We start from the raw sequence: 26,131 nt of genomic DNA on the forward strand, positions 1-26,131 counted from the left end.
CGATCGGCAGGTTAATTTGCAGCACATCGCGAGGGTACATGCCGCACGGGGGCACATGCCGCAGGGGCGCATGCCGGTGACGCTTGGACACGCGCTCGGATTGACCGCGCTCGGGATCGTTGCGGCGGGCGCGGCGTTCGCTGTGGCACGTCCGCGGAGTGTCACGATCGTCGACGGCGACAAGCAAGCGCTCCTCTTCACGACGCCGGCGCTCGATTCGGCGGTGGCCGCGACGCGGGCCGAGGCGGATTCGCTCCGCGGGGTGTTGCGCGGGCTGAGCGACTCGCTGCGGCTGCTCGTCGAGCCGGTGGTGGTGCAGCGGCTCGTGGTGGTCGCGTTCGGTCCGGCCCACTCCGACGCGAGCCGCGCATTCGCATCGGGGCTGCCGGCCGCCCGCGGCGTCGCGCAGCGGGAAGGGTTCCAGTTTTTCTCTCGCGTGGGTGGCCGGGATCTGCTCTATGATCCGCAGACGCGGCTCCATTTCGAGCTGCCGGTGGCGGACCGCTCGATCGGCTACGTCATCGTTGGCCCGGGCCACCTGCCGCGCGTAATGCGAGGGCCGCCGACCACCGACGACCTCCGCGCGGCGCTCAGGGCGTATCGGCAAGAGTACACGGCGGGAACGCTCCGCCGCGCGTGAGGATGCGAAACATGTTGTGCCAGCGGTGCGGCCAACGCGAAGCCGAAGTATTCCTGGCCCAGCAGCAGGGGGACGGATTCTACACCGAGGACCTCTGCACCACCTGCGCCCGGCGCGATCAGGGGCTGGTGCTCGGCGCCCTGCTGCAGGCCGGACGGCCGGGCGCGGCGCCGCTCAGCGACGAGCAGGAGCAGGCGCTCCGCCGCGCCATCGATCGCGCGGCGCCGCCCGCCGATCCCGACTCCACCACGGAGGCTTGATGTCGAAGCGTGAAGACCAGCGCATCGCCGCGCTGGCCCGGAAGAACGCCAAGAAGATCGTTCCCCCCAAGCAGGACCATGCCGCGCAATTCGATTCCACGCTGCGGCAACGCCCCGCCGAGCAGGACGCGGAGACCACCCGGCTCTTCAAGGAAATGAAGCGGCGGGAATTCTGACACTCCGACCGAGGTCCGATTACCCATGAGACTCCGCTGGCTCGTGGTACTGCTCGCGGCGCTCGCCGCGCTGCTGCTGCTCATCTCCGGTCCGGGGGCGCGGCTCGGCCTCTGGCGGTTCGGCACCGGCTTTTCGCTCATGCGCTGGGGCGCGTACGTCGGGATCGCCGCCGGCCTTCTTGCCGTGGCGCTGCTGCTCCTGCCGGCGCGCGGCGGGCCTCGGCTCACCGGGCCGCTTGTCGCCGCGGTCATCCTGGGCGGCATCGCCGCGTTCGTGCCATGGCGCTGGCTGCGCGTGGCCCGCAGCGTCCCTCCCATTCACGACATCACGACCGACACGGCGCAGCCGCCCGAGTTCGTGGCAGTGCTGCCGCTTCGCGCCAGTGCGCCGAACCCCGCCGCGTACGGGGGCGAGGAAATCGCCGCGCAACAGCACCAGGCCTATCCCGACATTCGCCCGCTCGAGTTGAGCGCGCCGCCCGGCGCAGCCTTCGATCGCGCGCTCGCCGCCGCGCGGGCGGCGGGCTGGGACGTCGTGGCCACGGACTCGGCTGCCGGCCGCATCGAGGCCACCGCCACCACCGGCTGGTTCGGCTTCAAGGATGACGTCGTGGTGCGCGTGCGCCCCGACTCGGGCGGAAGTCGGGTGGACGTGCGGTCGGTGTCGCGCGTAGGCAAGAGCGACGTCGGCACCAACGCCCGCCGGATACGCCAGTATCTCGGGAGGCTCGCCGGCAGCAAATCCGCCGCGTGACGTGCGTCCACGGCGTTCTCCGCTGCCCGGACCGCGGGGTTAACTTGCGGACGAGCAGCGGGGCGTGAGTGTCCGCTGCCGCGTTTTCCCCGGCGGCGGAAAGGAGCCGGATCTGAAGACCGACGTTTCTCCTCCCGGCGTGGCCCGGGACGCGGCGCCCGGCGCCGCTCCCGATTCCGCCGTCAATCCCTGGGTTGGCATCGACGCCATCCGCGCGCTTGCGATGGACGCGGTCGAACAGGCGCAGTCCGGACATCCGGGGACGCCGATGGCGCTCGCGCCGCTGGCGTACACGCTCTGGACCCGGTTCCTCACCTACAATCCGCAGGACCCCGCTTGGCCCGATCGCGACCGTTTCCTGCTCTCGGCGGGACACGCGTCGATGCTGCAGTACTCGCTGCTGCATCTCGCGGGGTACGAGCTCACGTTGGACGACATCCGCGGCTTCCGCCAGTGGAGCTCGCGCACGCCGGGCCATCCCGAGCGTGGGCACACGCCGGGCGTCGAGACCACCACGGGACCGCTGGGCCAGGGCGTCGGCAACGCGGTCGGCATGGCAATGGCCGAGCGGCTTCTGGCCCAGCGGTTCAATCGGCCGGGGCACGAGGTCGTGAACCACCGGGTGTGGGCCATCGCGAGCGACGGCGACATGATGGAGGGCGTGGCGAGTGAGTCCGCGTCCCTCGCCGGCCATCTCAAGCTCGCCAAGCTCACCATCATTTACGACGACAACCACATCACGATCGACGGCGACACGGCGCTCGCCTTCTCCGAGGACGTGGGGCGCCGGTTCGAGGCGTATGACTGGCGCGTCCTGCGGGTGGACGATGCAAACGATCTCGCCGCCATTTCCCGCGCGTTCGAGGCGGCGCGCGCCGAGAGCCAGCGCCCCACCCTCATCATCCTGCGCAGCATCATCGCCGATCCCGCACCGACCAAGCGGAACACCGCCGAGGCGCACGGCGCACCCCTCGGGGCGGAGGAGATCCGCCGCACCAAGGAGATCATGGGCTGGCCGGTCGAGCCGCCGTTCTCCGTGCCGCCAGAGGCGTACGAGGGATTCCGCGGCGCGCGAGCACGGGGTGAGCGGGCCGAGGCCGCATGGCGTGAGCGGCTGGCCGAGTACACCGCCGAGTTTCCGGACGACGCCGCGGAATTCAAGCGCCGCCTCGCTGGCGAGCTGCCGCCGGGCTGGGATCGAGAGCTGCCGACGTTCGGTGCGAACGAGCGCCCGATGGCCACACGCAAGGCGTCGGCGCTGGTGCTGCCGGTCGTCTCGCGCGCCCTGCCCGAGTTGGTGGGCGGCTCCGCCGATCTGGGCGGCAGCACCGGTGTCACACTGAAGGAAGGTGGAACGTTCGGTCCGTCGGGCCCCGGCCGCGTCGTGCACTGGGGCGTGCGCGAGCACGGCATGGGTGCCGTGATGAACGGGATGGCGGCGCACGGCGGTGTCAGGCCGTTCGGCAGCACGTTCCTCATCTTCACCGATTACATGAAGCCGGCCATCCGGCTCGCGTCGCTCATGCGGCTGCCGGTGATCTACATCGGCACCCACGACTCGATCGGCCTCGGCGAGGACGGACCGACCCACCAGCCCGTCGAGCAGCTCGCGATGCTGCGCGCCATTCCGGGCATGACGGTCGTCCGCCCCGCCGACGCGACCGAGACGGTCGAGGCGTGGCGCGTGGCCGTCGAGCACCGGAACGGGCCGGTGCTGCTGGTGCTCACGCGGCAGAACGTGCCGGTGCTCGACCGCACGAAGTACGCGCCGGCCGGGGGCGTGGGCCGCGGCGGGTACGTGCTCTGGGATCCGCCCGGCGGCAAGGCGGGTGCCGTGCCCGACGCAATTCTCATCGCAACCGGCTCCGAGGTGCACATCGCACTCGCGGCGTCGGACCGGCTGTTGGCCGGCGGCATTCGCGCACGAGTCGTGTCGCTCCCCTCGTGGGAACTGTTCGACGGGCAGCCCGCGGAATACCGCGAGTCGGTGCTGCCGGCCGGGGTGCGCGCACGGGTCGGCATCGAGGCTGCGTCGCCGTTCGGCTGGCGCAAGTACCTCACTGACGCGGGCGTGATGCTCGCGATGCCCGGCTTCGGCGCCTCGGCGCCGGCCGAGCGCCTGTTCCAGGAATTCAAGCTGACGCCGGAGTACGCGGCGGCGACGGTGCGACAGCTTCTCGGACGGAGTGACGAGCGATGAGCGGCAACCCCCTGGTGCGGCTAGGCGCGCTCGGCCAGAGCCCCTGGTACGACTTCATCACCCGCGATCTCGTGACGTCGGGCGAGCTGGCCCGCCTCATCGCCGAGGACGGTCTCCTCGGCATGACGACCAACCCGACGATCTTCGAGAAGGCGATTCTCGGCAGCGATCACTACGATGACGACATCCGCCGCGGCGCCGCCGAGGGTAAATCGCCGGCCGAGATCTTCGAGGCGCTCGCGGTGGCGGACGTGCGCGCGGCGTGCGAGCTGTTCCGGCCGGCCTACCAGCGTGCGGACGGCCAGGACGGCCTCGTTTCGATCGAGGTCTCGCCCGGGATGGCCAGGGACACCGAAGGCACCGTGGCCGAGGCGCACCGGCTCTGGCAGTCGGTGGACCATCCCAACGTGATGATCAAGATCCCCGGTACGCGGGAGGGGCTGCCGGCCATCACGCGCTGCATCGCCGACGGCGTCAACATCAATATCACGCTGCTCTTCTCGGTGGAGCGCTACCGCGAGGTAATCGGCGCGTTCGAGGCGGGACTCGAGGTGAGGCGCAAGCTCGGCTTGAGCCTCGATCGCATCGCATCGGTGGCGAGCTTCTTCGTAAGCCGGGTGGACACCAAGGTCGACCCGATGCTGGACAAGGCGGGCGACCCCGCCGGCCTCCGCGGCACTATCGCCATCGCCAACGCGTGCGTGGCGTACCGCACCTTCGAGGGGGCGCTGGCCGACAAACGGTGGGAGCTGCTCGCGGCGCACGGCGCGCACGTGCAGCGGCCGCTCTGGGCTTCGACCAGCACCAAGGACCCGCGCTACGGCGACCTGCACTACATCGAGCCGCTGGTGGCACCACGCACCGTCGACACCATGCCGCCCGAGACGTTTGCCGCGTACAAGGACCATGGCAAACCGGAGGTGCGGATCCAGGCCGGCATTGCCGAGGCGGACGCGCGGCTCGAGGCGCTTGCCAGCCTCGGGATCGACATCGGCCAGGTGGCGGCGGAGCTCGAAGACGAAGGCGTGCGGAAGTTCGCCGCGTCGTACGCGTCGCTGCTCGGGGCCATCGAAACCAAGCTCGAAGCGCTGGCGGTCCGCTGAGCCTGCTCCGCCGCATTTCCCTGACCGGCCGGATCTTCCTCTTCGACGCTCTACCTCGGCGTGGCCGCGCTCTTCGCGGCGCAGGCGGCGGGCGTGGCGCTCACGGTTGGGCAGCAGCTCGCGGTGCTGCTCACGCTGCTCGTTACGAGCAAAGGGCGTGGCCGGTGTGCCGCGCTCCTCGCTCGTGGTGCTCTCGGGCGTGCTGCCGAGCTTCGGGCTGCCGATCGAGGCGGTGGCGATGATCCTTGGCGTCGATGCGCTGATGGACATGGCGCGCACCACGGTCAACGTGGTCGGCAACTGTCTCGCGAGCGCGGTGGCGGGGCGGTGGGAAGGCGAGCTGGGGGCGCCCGTGATGCAGCCGGCGCCGGCCTATGCGGGCGTCGGCGCGGCGTGCGACGTGGGCGCGGTGGGCGCGGTGGCGAGCGAGCGCAACGCGGGCTGAGCCGACGCGCACACCGGACCGGGGTCGAGTTCGCGGCGGCCGGGCAATGCGCGCACGGCGACCCACGCGGCGAGCGGCACCAGCCAGATGACCCGCGCCTCGTATCGGTCGTGCAACGCCGAGAGCGCGCCGAACACGAGCGCGTTGAGCACGACGGCGGCGGCGATCACGCCGGCGAACAGCAAGACTCGATCGTCGCGGCGGCGCCGGAGGGCGGGGAGCGCCAGCAGGAGCGCCGCGAGACTCAGCCACACCACCGTCACCTGCACTGCGCCCACGGCACGGAGCGGCAGGCCTCCTGTCACTTGCCGCGACCGCGCGTACGCGGCAGCCGTCGTCTCCCCGAACCGCACGATCACGGGGCGCACCAGCGAATCCGATCGGAGCAGGTCGAGATCGGCGCCGAACATGCCCAACTGATGCACGGTGTTTCGAGCGGCGGCGGCCAGCTCCTGCGCGCCGTGCGCCCGCAAAGTGCCGCGAATGATCTCCGGCGCCTCGGCGAGAAAGCGTGGGTCGTTCTGGTGCGCGCTCCAGGGGCCGGTGGGCGACCAGAGGAAGTAATCGGAATCGGCGGGGAGATTCGCGCGATCGTCGCAGAGGAGGTAGCCGGCGGCGGGGCACGCCTCCGCGAGATAACGTTGGGCGGTGCCGTCGCCCACGAGGCGGGCGAGATAGAAGAGATCGCTGCTCTCCGAGAGCACGAGCTTCCCGCAGAAGAGATAGTTCGAGCCGGCGAGCGCTGACACGGCCAGCGCGAACGGGCCGGCGACAGATAGTGCCAGGCGCCGCGCGCAAGGCCAACGGCCGCGCAGCAACCGCACGCCCAGAGCCGCCGTTACGGCGAGCGCCGCGTAGAGCGGCACGTTGCTCAGGTGCGCGGCGATGGCGCCGGCGAGCAGTAGCCACGCGGCAATCCGCTCCCATCTGGCGAGACGATCCCAACCACTAAGCAGCGCGTAGAGCAGCAGCACCATCACGGCGCTGAAGAGGTCGGGCATGAGCTGGCCCGAGTACCATGGCAGACTCGTAAAGAGCGAAAGGCCGAGGAAGAGGAGCACCAGCTCGGTCGCGGAGGATGCGAGGCCGGCGGCGCGGAGCGCGAGCAACACCGAGAAGGCGACGATGAGGCCCTGCGCGAGCGGAACCGCGTAGAGCGTAGCGGGAAAGGAAAATGGAAGCAGGAAGAGCGTGTACGTGACCGGGCGGTAGAAGAACGGATTCCGGAAGGGACTCGTCGCCGGGAGCGGCGTGCGGACGTACTGTTCGACATCGAGTCCGCGGGGCCCTTCGGCGTGGGTGAAGACGTGCGCCTTGCGGAGATAGCTCGCCGTGTCGTAATAGGTGAGCGGGAAGCGATTGTACGCCGCGGCGCCGCAGGTGAGCACGGCTGCGCCGAGCAGACCCAGGAGCATGCGGGACGCGGGCTCGCGCGCGGCACGGCCACCGCGGCTCCACGGCATGCTCACGCCTCGGGATCGCCCAGGCGGTGGTAGATGAAGAAGTCCGCGAACGAGCCGGCCTCGTGATCTCCCGCGAAGGGGTAGCGGTTCGGCACGTGCTCCAGCAGCACCCAGTCGCGGATTCTCTCGCGTACCCAGCGCGTCACGGGCCGATGCCGCACGTGCGGCGACGTGGCCGGCCCGCCATCGCCGTCGCTCGAGTAGATGATCACGAACCGCGTGGCGCACGCGAAGAGCTGCGCCATGTACCGCTCGAACACGGCATCCTCCACCAGGTGGTAGATCACATCGAGCGAGAGCGCGAGGTCGGCGGAGAGGGAGGCGCCGTCGAGGCTTGGCGCGGACGGCGGTTCCGCAACGACGAATCGCTTCGTCGGGTCTCCGGCGAACCGCTGCCCGCACCGCTCCACCGCCGTGGGAGACACATCGACGCCCACGTACGAGGGATACTCGGCCAGCGCGAGCTGGGCGCCGTCGCCGCAGCCGAGCTCGATCACCGAGCGTACGCCGTGCCGGCGCACGAAGGCGTTGATCACTTCCGCCTTGAACTCGGCGAACTTGCCGAACGAGCCGGCGCCGGAGTTGCCGCCCCTGGCGTAGCGCGTCTCCCAGTAGTCGCGCGAGCCGGGAAAGCGCGCGGTCCTCACCATCTGCTTCAGGCCGTTGAGCATCGCGTCTCCTCTCGTATCAGGTTCGGCGCGGCGCGCCGTCGAACGCGCGCCCGATCGCCGCGTAGGCGGCGGTGGGCGCGAGCGCGGCGTCGAGCGGCAATGAGCGGGCACCGCCTCCCCGCGCGCGCGGCCGAGTGGTGTTGAGCCAGGTGTAGCGGTCGCTCAGGCCCCAGGTGACGACGCCGACCACGGCGCGCTCGTCCAGCACCACCGGCAGGTACTCGTCGATGGCGGCGGCAACGGCGCGGTCGCGCACCACCGCATCATCCGGCAGGTCGGCGTCGAAGACGTCCAGCTCGGAGACGATGATCTTGAGGCCGAGGCCCGCGACGCCTGCGAGAAAGTCACGGAAGGCCTTCGCATCGAAGCGCGTGTCGTGGAAGCGGAGGTGGGACTGGATGCCGAGCGCCTGGATCGGTGCGCCGCGCCCGATGTAGTGCTGGAGCAGTGTCAGCACCACGTCGCGGCGCGCAGCCTGCCACGCCACGTCGTACTCCAAGTTGTTGTCGTTCCAGCAGAGCAGCGCCGCAGGGTCGGCGGCTGCCGCAGCGTGAAAGGCGAGCGCGATGTAGTCGGGGCCCAGGCATTGGAGCAGCGGCACCGGCTTGAGTCCGTCGGGACGCTTCGCGTTGGGATCGATGATCTCGTTCACCACGTCCCACGAGTGCATCCGGCCCGCATACCGCCCCGCCACGGTGCCGATGTGGCGCCGCACGGTATCCGCGACCGTGCTCTCGCTCGGTCCCTCCGCGACCCAGGCGGGCTGCGTCTCGTCGTAGAGCAGCGCGTGCCCGCGCAGCAGCAGGTGCCGGGCAGTGGCAAAGTCCGCGAGCCAGTCGGCCCAGCGGAAATCGTAGTGATCCGGCTCGGGATGACACCGGTTCCACTCGAGCTCGGTCTCCGGCACGAGCATGCCGCACTCCGCCGCGAACCTTGCCGCGAACGGCGCGTCCTTGCTGAGGTAGGCCCACGTGCTCGCGGCGCCGTAGACGAGGCCCCTCGCCCGCGCACGCTCGGCGAGCGTCGCTGAGGCGAGCGCGGCGTCTGCCGGCGCCGCGTTGGCTGAGGCCGCTGGCGCGAGCCTCGCGCGCGCATGTTCCGACAAAAACGGCCCCGCGCGATAGCCCGCCGCGAGCAGGCCGCCCAGCGCCGGAAGGAACTCCCGGCGCTTCACCGGGCCTCCGCCCGCGCGCCGCCGGGCTCCTCCACGAAGCCGAGCCGCGCCAGCATGATCATCCAGATGAAACTGCCGATCGTGGGATGCAGCACGATGCTTTCCGTCGTGATGTTGACGCAGAGCGTCACCAGGGCGGCCGCGACGAAGGCGGACTCCGCTAGCCCGCGCCGGGCGTACTCGCCGAGCGCCCGCACGACGCCGCTGAGCAGCACCACCGCGAAGATGCCGCCGCCCACGAGCCCCAGGCTCAGCGTCACCTCGAGCAGCCCCGAGTGCGCGCTGGGCGACGCGAAGCCCTGCGCGAGCGCCACATCCAGCAATCGGTTGGGCGACCAGAAGCTGTTGTAACCGTACCCGGTGAGCGGACGCTGCATCACGTAGCCCCAGAGCTGCGCCCAGATGTCGGACCGGCCGGTAAAGCTTCCGATGTCCGACGCGCCCGAATCGGTGCGGCCAAGCGCGAGCGCGCCGCTCAGCACCCAATACAGCTCGTGATCGAAAGCCAACACCGTCGTCACCGTCGCCAGGATGCCGAGCACGAGGAAGCCGCGCGTCCGCCGATCCGACAGCAGCACGGCGCCGCATGCGACGCCGGCGAGCCAGGCCAGGAGCGCCGTGCGCGACTTGGTGAGGACGAGGAGCACGACCGCAATTGCGGCGATGAGCACGTAGGCCAGCGGCTTTTCGGCACGCCGCCGGGCGTACACCAGCGATGCCAGCGAGAGGAGCGCGCAGTCGCCGCCCATCGCGTTCGGGTGCACCAGCCCCGCAAAGCGATAGCTCGGGTCCAGCGGATGGAACGAGCCGATCGCGAGCTCGGCTGCGATTCCGCTCACCGCGAACAGCCCCAGCGAGAAGATCACGAACTGGAGCAATCCGTCGCCCTCGCACTGGCGCGCCATGGCGAGCGCGGCGAGGCAGAGAAAGACGAGGCCCACCACGCGGCGCCCGGTCGTGAGCGGGTCCTCGCCCCAGAGCGGGCTCGCCATCGCCCAGCAGAGGAAGCCGACGATGGCGAGGCCCATGAACCCGCGGATGCGGAGGCGGTTGGCGCTCGGCTGCATGAGGCTCACCATCGCCCAAATGCCGAGCGCCAGGATCACGAGATTGCGGACGGGGTTGGCCTCGGCGTAGCGATCGACCGCCTCGCGCACGTCGAGCGTGTGGCCGTTTTCGAGCGAGAGACTCTTCAGGATGTCGTACGGTGCGAGCACGTAGAAGAGCGCGAAGTAGAGCACCGAATGGAACCAATGCGAGCGCCACCAGCGACGGCGCCCGGCAGCGCCCTCCGCGGCCAACTGCGCGGCGGCCGGCGCCGCGTCGAGCGCCACGCCCGGCACATCGCCGAGGTAGCCTATCGCGTCGTGGAAGACCATCCGGCGGCCTCCGTCAGGTAGCGGGCCCAGAGGCGGGCGAAGAGCGGGCGGGGCGCGCAGGCCATCGCGGTCCATGCCGCGAGGAGCGGGAGGCGCCGCATGGGAGGCATGGCGACGTCGGCCAATGTGAGGCGCGCGAGGTGCGGATAGCGCGCGAGCCCGGCGGGCCAGCTTTCGGTGAGCTTGGCGAGCGCGAAGGCGTTCCGCGCGAAGGTAACGTTCCGCGCCATTGCGTCCTCGAGCCCCAGGTGCCCGGCGATCCGGCGCTGGATGGCGAGCCAGCGCTCGAGCCCGTCGGGCGCGCGGAGCGAGGCGAGATGCGCACCTGCATCGTGCATCCGGTAGCCCGCGAGCGGCTGGTCGATCACATGCACCGGCGCCACGAGGCTTGCGGCGAGCGGCAGGTACGCGTCGGCCATCGTGCGGAATTCGCGCGTGGGCATCGGCAGGATGGCGCGGAGCACGTCGGCGCGGATCGTGATGGCCGAGGTGCCGGGCACCGCGATCCGCGCGTCGCGCCGCACCTGCGCGCGCAGATCGCCATGGAGCATGCGCGCCCCGCGGGGACGCATTTCGCCGGTGCGGGTGCCCTGCTCGTCGAGGACGTCGAGGGGGTGAACCAGCATCCCCGCCGTGGGGTCGGTGAGGATGGCGGCGCGCAGGCGGCCCAGCTTCCAGGGGTGGAAGACGTCGTCGCCGTCGAGCAGCGCAACGTAGCGCCCGCACGCCCGGGCAAACCCATGCTCCAGCGCGGCGCTTTGCCCGCAGTTCGGGATCCGGAGGATCTCGAAGCGATTGCGCCGCGCGGCCGCCCAACGCTCGGCCGCGTGGCGCAGGCGCTCGGGCGTGCCGTCGGTCGAGCCGTCGTCCACCACGATCAGCTCATATGCGTCAAAACGCTGGTGCTCCACCGACACGACCATCGCATCGATGTACTTCGCCTGGTCGTGGACGGCGCACACAATGGAGAAGAGCGGCCCGTTCATGCCACGGCCTCCGCGGGCATCGATGGCTCCGCTGATTCCGCGGGCGCCGTTCCCGCCACCGCCGCCGATGTGACCTCGCGGGCATCTTCACCCCGGACCGCGCCCCAGACAATGCACCACATGAGGAGCGCGAGGAGCCCGTCCGAAAGGAGGCTCGCCCACGCGGCGCCGCGCCAGCCGTAACCCGGGATGAGCCACAGATTGAACCCGATGTTGGCCGCCGCCACCGCGATCTGCGTCAGGGTGCGCCGGCCCTGATAGTTGGCGCCCGTCAGGATGTCGGACGCGAACTGGTGGGTGGCCCGGAGGGCCGGAATCAGCGCGAGCCACCGCGCCGCGTCCGCCGCCTCGCGGTACCCGGCGCCGGAGAGCATCGGGAGGATCGGCGCCACAAGCAGGATGAGCAGGCCGGCCGCCACGGCATAGCCCACGCCCACCGGCATGAGCCGGCGGCCGAAGCGGAGGGTGGCGCGCGCACCACCGGCGCCATGCTGAAAGAAGTCGGCGTACGCCGCGTAGAACAGCGAGCGCACCGGCACGTACGCGATCTCGATCAGGCGGTACGCGGCCGCGTAAATGCCGGTCGCGTCGAGCGTGGAGATCCGCGCGAGCATCGCTTTGTCGAGGTCGTTGTAGATGTTCTGGGCGGCGAGGCTGCTCGAGAAGTAGGAGCCTTCGCGCGGATCGAAGGCCGGCGCCGGCCCCTCACGTGCGGCGGCGCACACCTCCCGCCACGACCAGAGCATCGCGACGGTGGTGCCGAGCAGGTTGGCAGCCGCGTACAGCACGCCCCACGAGAGGGGCGTGGGTGATGGCACCAGCCACACGAGCGCCAGCGCGGCACCGAGCTTGAGTGCGCTCAGCGTGAAGTGGAGCTGCGCGACCCGGCGCATCCGGCGGTGCGCCTGGTACACCTTCCAGCTCACGTCGTAGAAACCGGCGACGAGGAGATCGCTCGCCGCGACGGCGGCGATGAGCCCGCGGGCGATGGTCGTCGGCAGGATGAGCGGTGCCAGCGCGAGCGCGGCAAGGAAGAGGACGGCGCCGGAGACGGCCGTCACCAGAAGCGCCGTGCGATAGGAGCGGGCGAACGCGTCCTCCGCGCGCGCCGTGTTGCGGATCATGATGCTGCCGGCGCCCACGCCAACGAACGGCACGGCAAGGCTCACCATCGCGAGCACACCGGCAAAGGCGCCGTAGCCCGCGGTGCCGAGGGCGCGGGTGATGGCGACGAACGTGGCGGCCTGCAGCAGGAGGCGCGACCCGTTGCCGGCGACCATCCACGCCGTGTTGCGCGCGAGCGCGCCGGCGGGGAGCGCGGCGCGTATGCGCTCGCGGAGGCGCTCCGGCAAGCCGGATCTTCGGGCCGCGCTCAACGCGCCCCCCGCCGCGCGTACTCGCGATACCTGATCCCGAAACTGCCCGCGATCATCCCCGCGCCGCGCGCGGCGAGCTTCACGCCCTCCACGGCGCTCGCCGTGAGCGTGGCCCCGAGCGGTGGCGAGACGGCGAGGCGCGCGACACCCTGCGCGATGCGCCCCCCGCCCCGGAGCACGCGGCCGGCGCGCGACAACACCGGCGCCGGCGGCGCCAGCTCGCGCTCCACCAGCGCCACGGTCCCGCCCTCGCGATATTCGCGGCGGGCGAGCCAGCCCACCGTCGCGCGCTCGCGCGGCACCCACTCGGTCACCACCGCCTCATCGCACCACACGACCCGCTCGCCCGCGGCACGCGCGCGCCAGAAGAAGTGCGTATCCTCACCGCCCGACTCGGCGTACGCCTCGTCGAAGCGGAGCCCGAGCTCGCGGAAGATCCGCGCGTCGATAAGGCAGTTGCAGGTGCCGCCGCGCCGCGTGGGCGCACCGCTCGGCGCAGGCCGCGAGTGGAAGAAACGTCCGCGCCCCACCCAGGCCGGCACCGGCTCGGGAAAGTGCGGCTCGACGCGGCCGGCCACGATCCCGGCCCCCGTTCGACGCCACAGGTCGAGCAGCTCGTCGAGCCACGACGGCGCCGGCACCTCGTCGTCGTCCACCAGCGCGAGTGCGGCGGCGCCGGCGGGCACGTGCGCGAGCAGGCGGTTGCGCACCGGGGCGAGGCCCGGCCGGGGCTCGACCACGTACCCGAGCCGCGCATTGCCACCCGGGATTCCCGCGCGACACACACTGGACGCGCTGCCCGCGGGGTCGTTGTCGGCGACAATGACCGTGAGTTTCGGCCGTGGCACCTTCACGAACACGAGATTACCCAACCCGGCAAGCAACCGCGCCAGCCCCTCGGGCCGCCGCCACGTGGCGATGCCGATGGCGATCTCGGTGCTGCTCACGCGGGCACCGATGCCGGAGCCGGCGCGTGACTTTTTGCGCTCGGCCGCTTGCCAGCTACGAACGTGATTGCCGAGAGCGCACCGATCCAGACAAGCGAAGGGCGGCGCGCCACGAGCAACAACGTGCGGGGGACCGCCGTCGCGAGCGGCGCGCCGGTCAGCGAGGCATGCAGAACTCGCCGGCCCAGCTCGAATCGTCCAAGGGCGCAATCGATCCGGTAGCGCCATCCGCTCTCCGCGTACGCGCGGTTCTTCCGCTGAAGGCGGGCCATTTCGGTGAGCATCCGCCCCGGATCGCTCGATACCGACCCCGGCAGCTTTCGGTAGAACGCCTCCGCCCTCGGCACGTACGCGATCCGGTAGCGTAGCGCCACGCGGATCACGAAGTCCCAGTCCTGGCAGGAGCGGAGCAGCGGATCGAAGCCGCCGCACCGCTCGTACGCTTCGCGCCGGAACACCCAGCCCACCGGAGGTCCCCAGTTGCGCCGCACAGCCTGGCGGAACGGCGCGAGCGGGCCCAGTCGTCGAACTTCAGGAATCCGCGGGAGGAGCGCCCCGGCGGCGTCGATCTCGCGATAGTGGCCGGCGACGAGCCCGACCTCCGGCTCGGCCGCGAGCACCTCCGCCCGCGAGGCCGCGCAAGTGGGGCCGAGCACGTCGTCGGCATCGAGCATGAGGATGTATTCCCCCCGCGCTCGCGCCACGCCCGCGTTCCTTGCCGCGTTGCCGCCGCGGTGCGGCTCGGCAAGCAGCGTGATCCGGTCGCCGAACGACGCCGCCACCAGCCGGGATCCGTCGCTCGAGCCGTCGTCCACCACGATCACCTCGATCGCCGGGTGCGTCTGGTTCAACGCGGAGCGGATCGCAGCGGCGAGGTACGCTTCGGCGTTGTAGCAGGGAATCACGACGGAGACGAGGCCCGGCTCAGGTCTCGGACTCATCCGGTGGGTCCTCCGGTGCGGGAGAGTGAGTCGTGTATCGCCGCGTCATGCCGCGTCCGCCGGTGGGCGTTCATCTCGTGCCAGAGCCGCGGTAGCAGCGTCCACGGCTCGACGAGGTAGCGGACGGCCGTGCGGTTAGGCGTCGCGACCAGCCGGAAGAGCCATTCGAGGCCGTAGCGGCCGAGCCAGCGCGGCGCGGTGGGGATCTCGCCGGCAATGCAGTCCATGAGGCCGCCGACGTTCAGCACCACGCTCGCGTCGAGCCGGTCATGGTTGTCGGCGATCCAGATCTCCTGCCGCGGCATTCCCATGCCGACGAGCAGGAGGTCGGGGCGGAAGCGGTTGATCCGCTCGAGCATCCAGGCGTTGTCGGAGCCGCCGGGCGAGGTGTCGAAGTAGCCAGAGGCGGTGTCGATGACGAGCCCCGGGTGCTCGCGCGCGAGCCGCTCCGCCGCCCTTCGCGCAATTCCCGGCGCGCCGCCCACGACGAACACGCGCCACCCCTCCGCGGCCGCGCGCGCCATCAACGGGTGGATCCAGTCGAGCACCGCGATGCGATGTACCCGGCGCGTGGGCAGCCCGAGCAACCGGCCCGCCGCGACGAGCGACATGCCTTCGATGAAGGTGAGGGTTGCCCGCTCGTACATCGAGCGCATGCGCGGGTGGCGGTGATAGAGACAGACGCTGTGCAGATTGTGGTTTCCGACGACGTGCCTCCCGCGCCGGGCGACGAGCGTCGCGATCCGCTCGGTGAGCGCGGCCATCGTGAGCAGGTCCACCGAGACGCCGAGAATGTCGGCCGAGGCTGGCGCCGCGGGAGCCACCAGGGCCGCGGGTTGGGGCGGTGATACCACCCGGCGGCGCGCCATGTCCCGGGCGAAGAGCGGCACCAGCGACCACGGCTCGATCAGGTACCGGCGCGCGGTGCGCGCCGGCGTCGTGACCAGCCGGTAAAGCCACTCGACGCCGAGCCGGCCGGTCCATCGCGGCGGCGTGGGGATCTCGCCCGCGATGTAGTCCATCACGGCGCCGACGTTGAACACCGCGTTCGCGTCGAGCTGGTCCAGGTGGTCGGCGAGCCACTCCTCCTGCCGCGGCATGCCCATGCCGACGAGCAGAAGCTCGGGACCCCAGGCGTTGATCCGGCGCACCATCGCGCGACTGTCGGCGCTGCCGGGGGCCGCGTCGAAGTATCCGGTCGCCGTGAGGATTTGCAGCCCGGGGTGACGGCGGCGGAGCACGGCGGCCCCGCGCTCCGCGACACCGGGGCGGCCCGCCAGGACGAACACGCGCCACCCGTTGGCGGCCGCGCGCGCCATGACGGGACCGATCCAGTCGAGCGTGGCCAGCCGGTGGCGGCGGCCGAGCGGCAAACCAAGACAGCGCCCGGCGAGCACGAGCGGCATGCCATCGATGATCGTGGCGTGGGCTCGCGCGTAGAGCTCGCGCATGCCGCGCACGCGGTGATAGAGATAGACGCTGTGCAGGTTGTGGTTGGCGATGAAGACCCGGCGCCCATCGGCGATCGCGCGGTCGAGCGTGACTCCGAGCCCGGCCAGCGTGAGCGCGGTGATCTCGACGCCAAGTACGCGGTACGTCGGCGCGTCCGTCCGCGCCGGCGGCTCGGCCGGCCGCCGCCCGGCCGCCGGCGCCCGAACCAGCGTCGCGCTCATCCCGCCACCGCCTGCCGCGGCCGTGCGCTGGCCGGCTCCGCCGCCGGACGCGGCCCCTCGCCCAGCACATGGCGGTAGAGCTGCTGCAAGCGCGCCGTCTGCCGCCGGATGTCGAATTGCTGCCGCACTCGGCGCCGCCCCGCGTCGCTCATGTGGCGCCAGAGCACGTCGTCCGAGAGCAGCAGGGCAAGCCGGTCGGCCAACGCGTCGCGGTCTCCCTCGGGCACGAGAAGCCCGGTCTGGCCGTCGGCCACGGCCTCGGGAATGCCGCCGTGGGCATAGCCCGCGACCGGCGTGCCCATCGCCTGGGCCTCGGCGAACACCATGCCGAATCCTTCGGTGTTGCCCGATGCGGCCGTGACACCCGGCACGCTAAGCACGCGCGCGCGCGCGAGCCACGCGCGCACCACGTCGAGCGGCTGGGTGCCCAGCATGCGCCAGCGCTCCAGCTCGGAGCGCGCCAGCGCCTCGAGTCCGCCCCGCAGCGGTCCGTCGCCGATCACGACCAGCTCGGCGTCGGGCACGATCTCCTGGACACGCCGCATCGCCTCGATCAGGTGATGGCAGCCCTTGCTCTCGACCAGCCGGCCGACGAAAAGCACGATGGGCCGCCGGACGCCGCCGGGAATCGGCTGGAAGAAATCGAGATCGACGCCGGTGTAGTGGACCACGACGCGCTCCGGCGGACAGCCCTGCGCGATCGCCTTCCCGCGTACGAACTCGGAGACGGCGAGCACGAGCGCGGCCTCCCGCCAGACGCTCCCGCGGTGCCGCACCCAGCGCGCGCCCGCGAGCCCCGTCCGGGCGAGCTCGGCGGCGTGCATCGTGACGTCGTAGCCGTGCAAGGTCGCGACGAGCGGCGCGCCAAGCCGCCGCGCAAGCGGGAGCGCGCGCAGCGCGTCCGGCCCGAAGTGCGCGTGGATGAGCGCGGGCCGGAGACGGCGGAGCCGTTGCACGAGGGCGGGGGCCATGCCCGTCGCCTTGAAGCAGAGCTCGCGCGCGCGGCCTCCGGGCGTGCCCTGATTCACCAGCAGCGTGCGCCCGGCCGGCAGCTCGAGGCCGGCCGTCGCGCGCGCGCCCACGTAGTACGGCACGAAGGAGGTGAGCGCCTCCGCCTGCGCGCGCACGAACGTCTCGGACGGCGCGAGCAGCACGTCGCGGTAGATCGCCACCGGGCGCCCGATCACCATGCGCTCCGCCTCAGGTGGCGCCCCGCCCGAGCAGCACCGCCGGAATGGTGCGGAGCAGGATCGAGACGTCCAGCATGAGCGACCACTCGTCGATGTACTTGAGGTCGAGCGCCACCCAGTCCTCGAAGCCCAGGTCGCTGCGCCCGCTCACCTGCCAGAGGCCGGTGATGCCGGGGCGCACGCTGAAGCGGCGCATGAGCCACGCCTCGGAGAAGAGCGCCACGTCGCGCAGGCTCATCGGCCGCGGGCCCACGAGCGACATGTCGCCCGCAAGCACGTTGAGCAGTTGCGGCAGCTCGTCGATCGAAGTGCGGCGCAGCACCGCGCCGACGGGCGTGAGCCGCGGGTCGCGCGCGATCTTGAAGATCGGCCCCGCCTTCTCGTTCAGGTGCTCCAGCTCGCGCATCCGCGCTTCGGCGTCGGCCACCATGCTGCGGAACTTGAACATGCGGAAGCGCCGCTTGTTGAGCCCGTAGCGCTCCTGCACGAAGAGCACGGGGCCCGGGCTCGTGAGCTTGACCGCGAGCGCCGCGGCCGCCATCACCGGAGCGAAGGCCGCCAGCAGCAGCGTGGCACCCACGAGATCGAACCCGCGCTTGGCGAGCAGCCGGTAGTCGTCCGGCACGGTGAGCATGGTGAGCAGCGCCAGCGGGCCGGTCGACCGGAGCCGCGGCCGCGCCACCGTCGACTGCACCACGTCCACCAGCAGCGTCGCCTGCACGCCGCCGCGCTCGCACGTGGCGATCGCGCGCTGGATCTCGTCGTAGTGGCTGTGCATCGGCAGCGCGATGAGCACTTCGTCCACCACCTGCCGCATCAGGATGCGCTCCAGCTCGTGCAGCCCGCCCATCGGGAGCCAGCCGTGCGCCGTGAGCGCCGGATGCACCTCGGTGTCGACAAAACCCAGCACCTCGCAGCCGTGCTCCCCGCCCTTCAGGTACTCGTAGAGCCGAAGCGCGCGCGGCCCGCTGCCCACGATGAGCACCTTGCGCTCCGCCGGCAGCGCCGCCTGTGTCAGCGCGCGCACCGCGCCGCGGGTGAGCAGCGTCAACCCCGCCGTGCCGACGCAGAACCAGCCGACCGCCGGCAGCCCGAACGCACCGCTCTCGCTCGTGAGCGCCACCGCGAGCGCGTAGAGGCTCCCGATGGCGCACGCCTTCACGACCTGCAGCGCCTCCTCGTTCCACGGGTTGCGCGCCGGCGCCGCGTACAGTCCGCACGCGCGGAAGAGGAGCGGCCAGCCGATCACGAAGCCGACCAGCAGCAGCAGGTTCTTGACGGTGATCCGGAGCGCCAGGAACGCCTGGATGCCCCCCGAGAGCACGCCGACGTTCTGCATCACCAGCGCGGCCACCAGCACGCCGAGCGCGAGCCCCGTGTCCAGCGCCACCCACACGGCGAGCGGGATCGTTGTGTGGCGCGGGCCCGGCAGGAGCGGCGGGGCGCCCGGTGCGGCGGGGCGCGCGGGACGGGTTGACCCGTTCGCGAGTGTGCGCATATGGTGGCCGGAAGCCAGGTCCGCGGCCGCTCAGCTCACGCCTGCCGTGGTCGCGTAGTAGTACGCCTCGGCGCGCTCGAGGTAGCGGTATGCGCCGTCGTACACGGCGTCGCGCCGGGGATCGATGTCGTTGAGCAGCACGCCGAGCGCGGGCGCGCGGGCCGAGCGGAGCTGCTCCACTGCGTAGCCCAGCGCGTCGAGATCGGTCACCCAGGCGCGGGCGACGAGGATGAGCCCGTCGACGTGGCTCGCGAGCAGCGCGGCGTCGGTCACCACGTTGAGCGGCGGCGAATCGAGCACCACCACTTCGTACTGCGCCTTGGCCTCCTCCAGCAGCTCGCGCATCCCGCGCGAGGCGAGCAGCGAGCTCGGGAACGAGGGCCGGCCCCCGCGCCCGAGCACGTCGAGGCTGCCGCGCGGCCCGAGCGACACCGTGCGCACCGCGTCGGCCAGGCGCACCCGGCCGGCGAGCGTCTCGGCGAGGCCGATGCCCTTGGCGCCATCGAAGAGCCGGTGGATCACGCCGGCGCGAAGATCGGCGTCGATGAGGAGCACGCGCGCGCCGCGCCGTCCGAGCGTGATGGCAAGGTTCGCGGCGGTGAGCGTCTTACCTTCGCCCGGCAGCGGGCTGGTGAACATGATGGTGCGGAGCGGCTCGTCGGGACGGGAAAAGAGGATGTTGGCCTCGAGCCGGGCATACGCCTCCTCCACCGCGGCGTCGCTCGCACCGTCCGCCGCCCCCACGAGCCGCGCACCGAGCGGGCTCGGCATCCGGGAGCGGCCGACGCGAAGCCGCGCGGCGTGCACCTCGGACGGTGCGAACTGGAGCGGCGGATGGGAGCGCTGGAACCGGCGGCTCCGCGCGCGGCGGATGCGCGGAATGAAGCCGAGCACCGGCATCCCGGTCACCTGATAGACATCGGCGCGGCTCCGCACCGCCTTGTTGCTGAAATCGCGGCCCAGCGCCAGGCCGATGCCGAGCATGAGACCGAGCAGCACGGCGGCGGCGAGATAGCGCGCGGGCCGCGGCCGGATGGGCAGCTCCGGCCGCACCGCGGGGTCGACCACGCCGATGCTCGGGTCGTCAACTCCCTGCGCGATCTCGGCTTCCTTGAGCTTGGTCTCGAGCAGGTTGTACATGTCCTGCAGAATCGTCGGCGTACGCTGGAGGCGACCGTACTCCACTTCTTTCGCCGGCACCTTCTTGAGATCGCGCCCCAGGTCCGCGAGCGACTGGTCGAGCGCGCTCACCTGTCCCGTGAGGCCCTGGAGATAGGTCGTGGTGATGGCACCGAGCTGCTCGTCCACCTCGCGCACGCGCGCGTCGAGCGCCTGCACGTCCGGATCGGCCGGCGTGCGCCGCTCGAGCAGCGCGGCGCGCTGGGTCTCCACCTCCGTGAGCGACTTGAGCAGCGTCGCGACCGTGCTGTTGTTGATGAGCGTGGGGAACGCAGCAAGGCGCCGCATCGGCGAAGGCGCGCCGGGCGAACGATCCGCCGGCTGACTGGCCGCTTCCTGGAGCAGTTGCGCCAGCGCGGCGCGCTCCGCCTCGAGGCCCGCCCGCTCCTCGTGCAGGTTGGTGAGCCGCTCGACCTGACCCTTCGCCTCGTCGGGAAGGCTCACGACCTTCTCTTTTTCGCGGAACGCGCGCAATTGTGATTCGGCCGCCGCGAGCTGCTGCGAGAGCGTGTCGAGCTGCTCGTGGAGGAACCGCACCGTGCTCCGCGCCTTGGTCTTCTTGATCTCCTGCCGCTCGGCGATGAACCGGCCGGCCATGAAGTTGGGCACCGCGGCGACGAGCTCGGGGTCGGCGTCGTGGAAGGTGAGCGTCACGATGTTGGCGTCCCGCGTCGGGCGGGACACCTTCATTGCGCCGGAGAACGCTTTCACGGCGGCGTCCGGGTCCACGACGGCAAAGCGGATCGCCGCCTCGGAGCGCGCCGCGGGCAGGAGCGTGAACGTGGCGCCGCCCACCGAAATCCGGTCCCCCGCGTGCACCACGCCCATGGTCCGCTCGGCCTGCCGGTCCTCGAGGACGAAGCTGCTGTCCGGCTGGCGGATGAGGGCGAACTCACCGGGGGCGGCGGAGTCGCTCACCATGATGCCGCCGAAAAACATCGAGCGGGGGAGTTTGCGCGGCCGGGTGACCACGAGCCGGAGCCCGAAGCGCTCGATTACGTCCTCGGCCAGCGCCCGGCTCTGCAACACCTCGACTTCCGTGCTCACCTGGCTCTCGGTGGAGAGACGGCGAACCAGCTCGGGGAGGTTAACCTCCTCCTCCTCGAACCGGAGTGCCGCCGTCGCCTCGTAGACGGGCCGCGCCCAGAAGAAGGTGTACGCGCCGATCAGCCCGACGATGAGCGTGACGCAGAGAAACACGAGCCCGCGGCTCCGGCGGATGACGCTCCACACGGAGGCGACGGTGACGTCATCGGCGCGGCGTGCGGCCGGGGGCTCCACCACGGCCGAGACCGCCGCCGGTCGGGACCGGACGGCCAGGGGATGCTCGAGCATGGGGACCTCAGTTGATGGCGGCGGCGGCGACGAGCCCGATGGCCGAGACGCCGGCCGCGAGCACGCCGACGTTGCGGCTGAGCCAACTGCGCTGGGGCACGTAGAGCTGGTCGCCGGAGCGGATCGGCGTGTCGGCCAGCCGGGTTTCGGCGGCGAGGGCGACCTCCATCCGGCGACCGTCGCGCACCAGCTCGATGTGGTCGCTCTTCCCGTCGCTCGCCACGCCGCCGGCCAGTGCCAGTGCATCGGCAACGGTCATCGTCGGATCGACCTGATACAGCCCCGGATTCTTCACCGAGCCGAGCACGTTGACGCGCCGGAGCGCCGTGACCTCGATCGATGGATTGACCAGGAACGCGGCGTAGCGCGCCACCAGCGTGCGGGTGAGCGAATCCACCGTGTAGCTCGCCACCGGCACGGGGCCGAGCCTCGGCAGCACGGCGCTGCCGGCATCGCTGATGGTGAAATCGCCGGAGAAGTCCGGCTCGCGCCAGATCTTGAGGCGGATGACGTCACCGGGGCGGAGCGTGGCGGCCGAATCGGCGGACCGTGCACCATTCTGCGCGGCAGCCGGGGCCTGTGCCGAGCCAAGGGACGGCATTACAACGTCCGCAAAGCCCAGGAGGGCGAGGAGCAACAGCGCACGCAGCATGGCGCTCGAGGGTTGGTCTTTCGTTTTGCCGCCCGATGTGCAGAGAGCATGGCGGCGATGATTGGGGACGGCCTTCGGCGCGGCGATGAATCGCTTGCGGACCATGCGCTTGTCCGCCGCGCGTGCATTCTTTACTTGAGTTGCGCGCGCGCGTCGCTGCAAGCTCTACGCCCCGGATGTTGCGCGGCGGGCGCAACTTTTCGCGCGTGTGCGCCGTCCTGTGTGTATCATCGTCGACTAGGTCGCAACGCGCACCGCGCAAAACTCGTCACCGGGACCATCCATGCGAATGCATCCCCCTGCGTTCATTGCCCTCGCCACGCTCGTCGTCCCCGTGCTGCTCAATGCGCAGCGCCCGGCGCCCGCGGCCAAGCCGCGCCCTGCACCGGCCGCCGCGCAACGATCCGCAGCGATCGCCAACGTCCGGTACGAGGTCGCGTTCGACTCGGCGAGCGCCGCCGCCCGCACTGTGAAGGTCGCGATGCGGTTCGACGTGAAGGGCACGGAACCGGTGCTGCTCTCGCTTCCCGCGTGGACGCCGGGCGCATACGAAATCAGCAACTTCGCGCGCTGGGTCTCGAATTTCGGCGCGGACGGCGCGGGCGGGGGCGGCGGCGGCGCGCTCGAGTGGGACAAGCTCGACTACGACACCTGGCGCGTGCGCCCCACGGGCGCGGGCGAAGTCACGGTCCGGTTCGACTACCTGGCCGACACGCTGGACAACGCGATGGCATGGGCCAAGCCCGACTTCCTGCTGTTCAACGGCACCAATCTCTTCCTTTATCCTGAGGGCCGAGGCTTCGACTTTCCGGCCACCGTCCACATCGAGGCCCCGGCCGATTGGAAGGTGGCGACCGGCATGCACCCCACCGGCGAGCCGCGCACCTACCGCGAGAGCAACTACCACGACCTGGTCGACATGCCGTTCTTCATCGGCCGCTTCGACATGGACAGCACCGTGGTGTCGGGCCGGACGACGCGGCTCGCGACCTATCCCGCCGGCGTGCTCACCGGCCAGCCGCGGGCGATGCTCTGGGAGCAGTTGGGCGAGGCAATTCCGGTGGAGTCGCGAGTGTTCGGCGTGACGCCGTGGGACAACTACACGGTAATGCAGATCTTTGACTCGGCGTATGGCGGCGGCAGCGCGCTGGAGCACCAGAGCTCGCACGTGGGCGTCTACAACCCGATGTTCATCGGCACGCCGATCCTCGCCTCCGTCAGCGCGCACGAAATCTTTCACGCCTGGAACGTGAAGCGGCTCCGTCCGGCCGACATGGTGCCGTACGAGTACGAGCGCCCCGAGCCCACGCCCTGGCTCTGGGTGAGCGAAGGGATTACCGATTACTACGCCGACCTGGCGCTCGTGCGCGGCGGCATCATCGATTCGACCGCGTTCTTCATGCTCACTGGAGGAAAGGTGCAGAACGTGATGGACGCGCCGCCCATTGCGCTCGAAGATGCGTCGCTTACGACCTGGATCCATCCGACCGATGGCACCCAGTACATCTATTACCCGAAGGGCTCACTCGCGGGCTTTCTGCTCGACATCGTGATCCGGGACGCGAGCGACGGCCGCCGCTCGCTCGACGACGTGATGCGCGAGCTGTACCAGACCACGTACAAGCATGGCCGCGGGTTCACCGGCACCGATTGGTGGAACACGGTGAGCCGCGACGCGGGCGGGAAGGCGTTCGGCGACTTCTACGCGAAGTACATCGACGGGCGCCAGCCGTTCCCGTACGCGCAGGTGCTGCCGCTCGCCGGGCTCCGCCTCGTGGCGGACACGACGCGCGCGCCGCGGCTTGGCGTCGGAACGGGCCCCGACTCCGCCGGGCAGGGGTCGCGGGTGGTGCAGGTCGTCCCCGGAGGCGCGGCGGAGCAGGCCGGTGTGCAGGTGGGCGACGTGCTGCTGGCGCTGGGTGATTTTCAGATCACCGATCCGGATTTCGGTCCGGGGTTCCGCCAGCGGTATGCGAACGCCGAGGGGCAGGACCTGCCGATCAAGCTCCGGCGGGGCACGGACACGCTCACGGTGAATGCGAAGGTGCGGCTCACCGAGCAGGTGGACGTGCGGATCGAGTCCGATCCCAATGCGTCGGCCAAGGCGGTGCGTGTGCGAGACGGATTGCTCAAGGGCGGTTCATAAGGAGGTCCGGCAGATCTTCGGGGCGCAGAGGCCGGCTTCGCTCGAGCAGGCCGCCGCGGTACGCCGCCTCGCCCAGCACGTCCGCGGCGCTCACACCCGCCGCGCGCAGCTCGCCAAGCCCCGTGTCTCGGCTCGCCTTGCTCAGCTTCTCGCCGGTGGGCTTCAGGATGAGCGGGTGGTGCAGCCAGACGGGCTCGCGCGCGCGGCCCAGCATCCGCGCGAGCCGGATCTGGCGGCCGGTCGAGGCGAGCAGGTCGGCGCCGCGGATCACCAGGTCGATCTCGTGCCGCATGTCGTCCACTACCACGGCGAACTGGTAGGTCCACTGGCCCAGCCGGTCCCGCAGCAGGAGGTCGCCGCATTGGACGGCGGGCTCCTGGCGCTGGGGGCCGAGCATCGAGTCGTCGAAGCCTTCGGCACCGGGCTCGAGCACGACGCGCATTCCGCGCCCCGGCCCCGGCTCGAGCCCGCGCTCTCGGCAGCGGCCGCGGTAGGGTGTTTCGTCGTTGAACGGATCGCCGGCTTCCGCGGCCAGATCGCGGCGCGAGCACGCGCAGGCATACACCTGCGCCCGCTCGGCCAGCCCGGCGAGCGCGGCGGCGTACGGGGCATCGTTGTCGCTCTGACGGAAAGGCGACCGCCCTGCGCGGAACTCACCGATCGATCCCACGTGCGGCTCGAGCCCAAGCCACTCGAGATCCTCGAGCAACGCGCTCTCGAACTCCGGCCGGCAGCGCGTCCGGTCGTGGTCCTCGATCCTGAGCAGCACCCGCCCGCCGAGCGCGCGCGCGATGCCCCACACGTACACGGCATTTACGGCGTGGCCCAGGTGGAGATGGCCCGTCGGACTCGGCGCGAAGCGGGTGAGCGGATGGGGCGGCAGACTGCGGCGGAGCCGGTCGAGGTCGACGGCGGTCATGCGCGTTGAGTATAGCCGGATCGGGCCGTACATTAGCCGTTCCTTCGTTCATCCCGCATCGAGGAGCACATCATGCCCAGCCTCACCTCCGGCGTAGGCTTCCACCGGTGGAACGACATGCCCCGCGAGCGCGTCACCGATCTGCTGGAGCGCCGGCTCATCACCGGCGACCGGGTGATGCTGGCGCACGTTTACCTCAAGCAGGGCTGCATCGTGCCGGCGCACTCGCACGAGAACGAGCAGATCACCTACATCCTCGAGGGCGCGCTCAAGTTCTGGCTGGGCGAGGACGGCGCGGACGAGGTGGTGCTCCGGGCAGGCGAAGTGCTGACGATTCCCCCAAGAGTGCGCCACAAGGCCGAGGCGCTGGAGGACACGCTGGATGTGGACGTGTTCTCGCCGCCGCGGCAGGATTGGCTCGACAAGACCGATGACTATCTGAAGCAGGGCGTGGACGACCTGTTCCGCGAGCGCTGAGCTCGTGGATCTGGGGCTTCGCGGCAAGGTTGCGCTCGTCGCCGGGTCGAGCAAAGGCCTGGGCCGCGCCATCGCGGCGGAGCTCGGCGCCGAGGGATGCGATCTCGTGCTTTGCGCGCGGAGCGCCGAGCCCGTGCGCGCCGCGGCGGAGGCGATTGCGCGGGAGCACGGGGTCCGGGCGGTCGGGGTCGCCGCGGACGTGGGCGAGACGGACGAGGCTCGGCGCGTCGTGGACGAGGCCATGCGGGCGTTCGGCCGCGTCGACGTGCTGGTGACGAATGCGGGTGGGCCGCCGGCTGGCGCGTTCGAGCAGATTCCGGCCGAGGCGTGGCAGAAGGCGCTCGCCGTGCTGCTCGAGAGCGTGCTCGAGTTCTGTCGAGCCGTGTTGCCCGGTATGAAGGAGCGCCGCTGGGGGCGCATTCTCAACGTCACGTCCATCACGGTGAAGCAGCCGGTCGAGGGGCTCATGCTCTCGAACAGCGTGCGCGCGGCGGTGACCGGCTTCGCGCGGACGCTTGCGAATGAAGTGGCGCCGTTCGGCGTCACC

At 71.1% G+C, this 26,131-nt stretch carries 24 protein-coding genes; 10 read left to right on the forward strand and 14 right to left on the reverse strand.

The genetic code is table 11. The features are described 5' to 3' along the window. The first annotated feature begins 55 nt into the window (after nt 1–55). The 7 genes from VFW66_02975 to VFW66_03005 all read left to right on the forward strand — a co-directional run bounded on the left by VFW66_02975 (nt 56) and on the right by VFW66_03005 (nt 5,578). Nucleotides 56–640: a hypothetical protein gene (locus tag VFW66_02975; protein HEX5385645.1), complete on the forward strand. Its 585-nt coding sequence runs from the start codon at nt 56–58 to the stop codon at nt 638–640. 11 nt (nt 641–651) lie between these two features. Further along, on the forward strand, nt 652–900 hold the full coding sequence (locus VFW66_02980; protein HEX5385646.1) for a hypothetical protein: 249 nt from the start codon (nt 652–654) through the stop codon (nt 898–900). After that, entirely contained in the window at nt 900–1,076 is a 177-nt protein-coding gene (locus tag VFW66_02985; protein HEX5385647.1) for a hypothetical protein, read from the forward strand. The genes VFW66_02980 and VFW66_02985 overlap by 1 nt, the downstream gene beginning before the upstream one ends. A gap of 25 nt (nt 1,077–1,101) precedes the next feature. Further along, nucleotides 1,102–1,830, forward strand: coding sequence for a DUF1499 domain-containing protein (locus tag VFW66_02990; GenBank protein ID HEX5385648.1), 729 nt, complete (start codon nt 1,102–1,104; stop codon nt 1,828–1,830). A 64-nt stretch (nt 1,831–1,894) separates the two neighbouring features. Further along, complete coding sequence (gene tkt, locus VFW66_02995) at nt 1,895–4,030, forward strand: transketolase (protein HEX5385649.1); 2,136 nt, start codon at nt 1,895–1,897, stop codon at nt 4,028–4,030. Beyond that, a complete protein-coding gene (gene tal, locus VFW66_03000; GenBank protein ID HEX5385650.1) occupies nt 4,027–5,133 on the forward strand; it encodes a transaldolase in 1,107 nt (368 codons plus the stop codon). The genes tkt and tal overlap by 4 nt, the downstream gene beginning before the upstream one ends. Nucleotides 5,134–5,290: 157 nt before the next feature. Continuing rightward, a complete protein-coding gene (locus VFW66_03005) occupies nt 5,291–5,578 on the forward strand; it encodes a cation:dicarboxylase symporter family transporter (protein HEX5385651.1) in 288 nt (95 codons plus the stop codon). Here the strand turns inward: VFW66_03005 and VFW66_03010 are convergent. Genes VFW66_03010 through VFW66_03070 form a run of 13 tightly spaced genes read right to left on the reverse strand, consistent with a single transcriptional unit; the run spans nt 5,506 to nt 22,147 of the window. Then, entirely contained in the window at nt 5,506–7,041 is a 1,536-nt protein-coding gene (locus tag VFW66_03010) for a hypothetical protein (GenBank protein HEX5385652.1), read from the reverse strand. The genes VFW66_03005 and VFW66_03010 overlap by 73 nt on opposite strands. Before the next feature lie 2 nt (nt 7,042–7,043). Then, entirely contained in the window at nt 7,044–7,712 is a 669-nt protein-coding gene (locus VFW66_03015) for a class I SAM-dependent methyltransferase (GenBank protein ID HEX5385653.1), read from the reverse strand. 16 nt (nt 7,713–7,728) lie between these two features. Beyond that, nucleotides 7,729–8,886 (reverse strand): endo-1,4-beta-xylanase, encoded by a 1,158-nt coding sequence (locus tag VFW66_03020; protein ID HEX5385654.1) that lies wholly within the window; start codon nt 8,884–8,886, stop codon nt 7,729–7,731. Then, nucleotides 8,883–10,265, reverse strand: coding sequence for an O-antigen ligase family protein (locus VFW66_03025; protein HEX5385655.1), 1,383 nt, complete (start codon nt 10,263–10,265; stop codon nt 8,883–8,885). Before VFW66_03025 ends, VFW66_03020 begins: the two co-directional genes overlap by 4 nt. Further along, nucleotides 10,244–11,251, reverse strand: coding sequence for a glycosyltransferase (locus tag VFW66_03030; protein HEX5385656.1), 1,008 nt, complete (start codon nt 11,249–11,251; stop codon nt 10,244–10,246). Before VFW66_03030 ends, VFW66_03025 begins: the two co-directional genes overlap by 22 nt. Continuing rightward, nucleotides 11,248–12,603 carry an oligosaccharide flippase family protein gene (locus VFW66_03035; GenBank protein HEX5385657.1) on the reverse strand — a complete coding sequence of 452 codons (1,356 nt, stop codon included), beginning with the start codon at nt 12,601–12,603 and terminating at the stop codon, nt 11,248–11,250. Before VFW66_03035 ends, VFW66_03030 begins: the two co-directional genes overlap by 4 nt. 20 nt (nt 12,604–12,623) lie before the next feature. Continuing rightward, complete coding sequence (locus tag VFW66_03040) at nt 12,624–13,574, reverse strand: glycosyltransferase (GenBank protein ID HEX5385658.1); 951 nt, start codon at nt 13,572–13,574, stop codon at nt 12,624–12,626. Further along, nucleotides 13,571–14,515 carry a glycosyltransferase gene (locus VFW66_03045; protein ID HEX5385659.1) on the reverse strand — a complete coding sequence of 315 codons (945 nt, stop codon included), beginning with the start codon at nt 14,513–14,515 and terminating at the stop codon, nt 13,571–13,573. Before VFW66_03045 ends, VFW66_03040 begins: the two co-directional genes overlap by 4 nt. After that, complete coding sequence (locus tag VFW66_03050; protein ID HEX5385660.1) at nt 14,512–16,188, reverse strand: WecB/TagA/CpsF family glycosyltransferase; 1,677 nt, start codon at nt 16,186–16,188, stop codon at nt 14,512–14,514. Before VFW66_03050 ends, VFW66_03045 begins: the two co-directional genes overlap by 4 nt. After that, a complete protein-coding gene (locus VFW66_03055; GenBank protein ID HEX5385661.1) occupies nt 16,185–17,378 on the reverse strand; it encodes a glycosyltransferase in 1,194 nt (397 codons plus the stop codon). Before VFW66_03055 ends, VFW66_03050 begins: the two co-directional genes overlap by 4 nt. A 10-nt stretch (nt 17,379–17,388) precedes the next feature. Beyond that, the gene (locus VFW66_03060) at nt 17,389–18,876 is read right to left on the reverse strand and encodes a sugar transferase (GenBank protein HEX5385662.1); all 1,488 of its coding nucleotides are present in this window, start codon (nt 18,874–18,876) and stop codon (nt 17,389–17,391) included. A gap of 30 nt (nt 18,877–18,906) precedes the next feature. Then, nucleotides 18,907–21,390, reverse strand: a complete 2,484-nt coding sequence (locus tag VFW66_03065) for a polysaccharide biosynthesis tyrosine autokinase (GenBank protein HEX5385663.1) — start codon at nt 21,388–21,390, stop codon at nt 18,907–18,909. 7 nt (nt 21,391–21,397) lie between these two features. Beyond that, entirely contained in the window at nt 21,398–22,147 is a 750-nt protein-coding gene (locus VFW66_03070; protein HEX5385664.1) for a polysaccharide biosynthesis/export family protein, read from the reverse strand. Between the two features lie 178 nt (nt 22,148–22,325). Between VFW66_03070 and VFW66_03075 the strand changes: the two genes are divergently transcribed. After that, nucleotides 22,326–24,188 (forward strand): PDZ domain-containing protein, encoded by a 1,863-nt coding sequence (locus VFW66_03075; protein HEX5385665.1) that lies wholly within the window; start codon nt 22,326–22,328, stop codon nt 24,186–24,188. Here the strand turns inward: VFW66_03075 and VFW66_03080 are convergent. After that, a complete protein-coding gene (locus tag VFW66_03080; protein HEX5385666.1) occupies nt 24,172–25,107 on the reverse strand; it encodes a glutamate--tRNA ligase family protein in 936 nt (311 codons plus the stop codon). The genes VFW66_03075 and VFW66_03080 overlap by 17 nt on opposite strands. A 72-nt stretch (nt 25,108–25,179) precedes the next feature. Between VFW66_03080 and VFW66_03085 the strand changes: the two genes are divergently transcribed. Then, nucleotides 25,180–25,584: a cupin domain-containing protein gene (locus tag VFW66_03085; protein HEX5385667.1), complete on the forward strand. Its 405-nt coding sequence runs from the start codon at nt 25,180–25,182 to the stop codon at nt 25,582–25,584. Between the two features lie 4 nt (nt 25,585–25,588). Continuing rightward, a partial coding sequence (locus tag VFW66_03090) for an SDR family NAD(P)-dependent oxidoreductase (protein HEX5385668.1) occupies nt 25,589–26,131 on the forward strand: 543 nt, incomplete at its 3' end.

It is taken from the genome of Gemmatimonadales bacterium (genome assembly GCA_036279355.1).
Taxonomy (GTDB): Bacteria; Gemmatimonadota; Gemmatimonadetes; order Gemmatimonadales; family GWC2-71-9; genus DASQPE01.

What these genes read in the sequence shown, in the direction of transcription:
- VFW66_02975 (HEX5385645.1), top strand. Translation starts at nt 56, where the DNA reads ATGCCGCAGGGGCGCATGCCGGTGACGCTTGGACACGCGCTCGGATTG.
- VFW66_03050 (HEX5385660.1), bottom strand. Translation starts at nt 16,188, where the DNA reads ATGAGCGCGACGCTGGTTCGGGCGCCGGCGGCCGGGCGGCGGCCGGCC.
- VFW66_02980 (HEX5385646.1), top strand. Translation starts at nt 652, where the DNA reads ATGTTGTGCCAGCGGTGCGGCCAACGCGAAGCCGAAGTATTCCTGGCC.
- VFW66_03015 (HEX5385653.1), bottom strand. Translation starts at nt 7,712, where the DNA reads ATGCTCAACGGCCTGAAGCAGATGGTGAGGACCGCGCGCTTTCCCGGC.
- VFW66_02985 (HEX5385647.1), top strand. Translation starts at nt 900, where the DNA reads ATGTCGAAGCGTGAAGACCAGCGCATCGCCGCGCTGGCCCGGAAGAAC.
- VFW66_03055 (HEX5385661.1), bottom strand. Translation starts at nt 17,378, where the DNA reads ATGGTGATCGGGCGCCCGGTGGCGATCTACCGCGACGTGCTGCTCGCG.
- VFW66_03045 (HEX5385659.1), bottom strand. Translation starts at nt 14,515, where the DNA reads ATGAGTCCGAGACCTGAGCCGGGCCTCGTCTCCGTCGTGATTCCCTGC.
- VFW66_03080 (HEX5385666.1), bottom strand. Translation starts at nt 25,107, where the DNA reads ATGACCGCCGTCGACCTCGACCGGCTCCGCCGCAGTCTGCCGCCCCAT.
- VFW66_03010 (HEX5385652.1), bottom strand. Translation starts at nt 7,041, where the DNA reads ATGCCGTGGAGCCGCGGTGGCCGTGCCGCGCGCGAGCCCGCGTCCCGC.
- VFW66_03070 (HEX5385664.1), bottom strand. Translation starts at nt 22,147, where the DNA reads ATGGTCCGCAAGCGATTCATCGCCGCGCCGAAGGCCGTCCCCAATCAT.
- VFW66_03075 (HEX5385665.1), top strand. Translation starts at nt 22,326, where the DNA reads ATGCGAATGCATCCCCCTGCGTTCATTGCCCTCGCCACGCTCGTCGTC.
- VFW66_03060 (HEX5385662.1), bottom strand. Translation starts at nt 18,876, where the DNA reads ATGCGCACACTCGCGAACGGGTCAACCCGTCCCGCGCGCCCCGCCGCA.
- VFW66_02990 (HEX5385648.1), top strand. Translation starts at nt 1,102, where the DNA reads ATGAGACTCCGCTGGCTCGTGGTACTGCTCGCGGCGCTCGCCGCGCTG.
- VFW66_03025 (HEX5385655.1), bottom strand. Translation starts at nt 10,265, where the DNA reads ATGGTCTTCCACGACGCGATAGGCTACCTCGGCGATGTGCCGGGCGTG.
- VFW66_03085 (HEX5385667.1), top strand. Translation starts at nt 25,180, where the DNA reads ATGCCCAGCCTCACCTCCGGCGTAGGCTTCCACCGGTGGAACGACATG.
- VFW66_03065 (HEX5385663.1), bottom strand. Translation starts at nt 21,390, where the DNA reads ATGCTCGAGCATCCCCTGGCCGTCCGGTCCCGACCGGCGGCGGTCTCG.
- VFW66_03030 (HEX5385656.1), bottom strand. Translation starts at nt 11,251, where the DNA reads ATGAACGGGCCGCTCTTCTCCATTGTGTGCGCCGTCCACGACCAGGCG.
- tal (HEX5385650.1), top strand. Translation starts at nt 4,027, where the DNA reads ATGAGCGGCAACCCCCTGGTGCGGCTAGGCGCGCTCGGCCAGAGCCCC.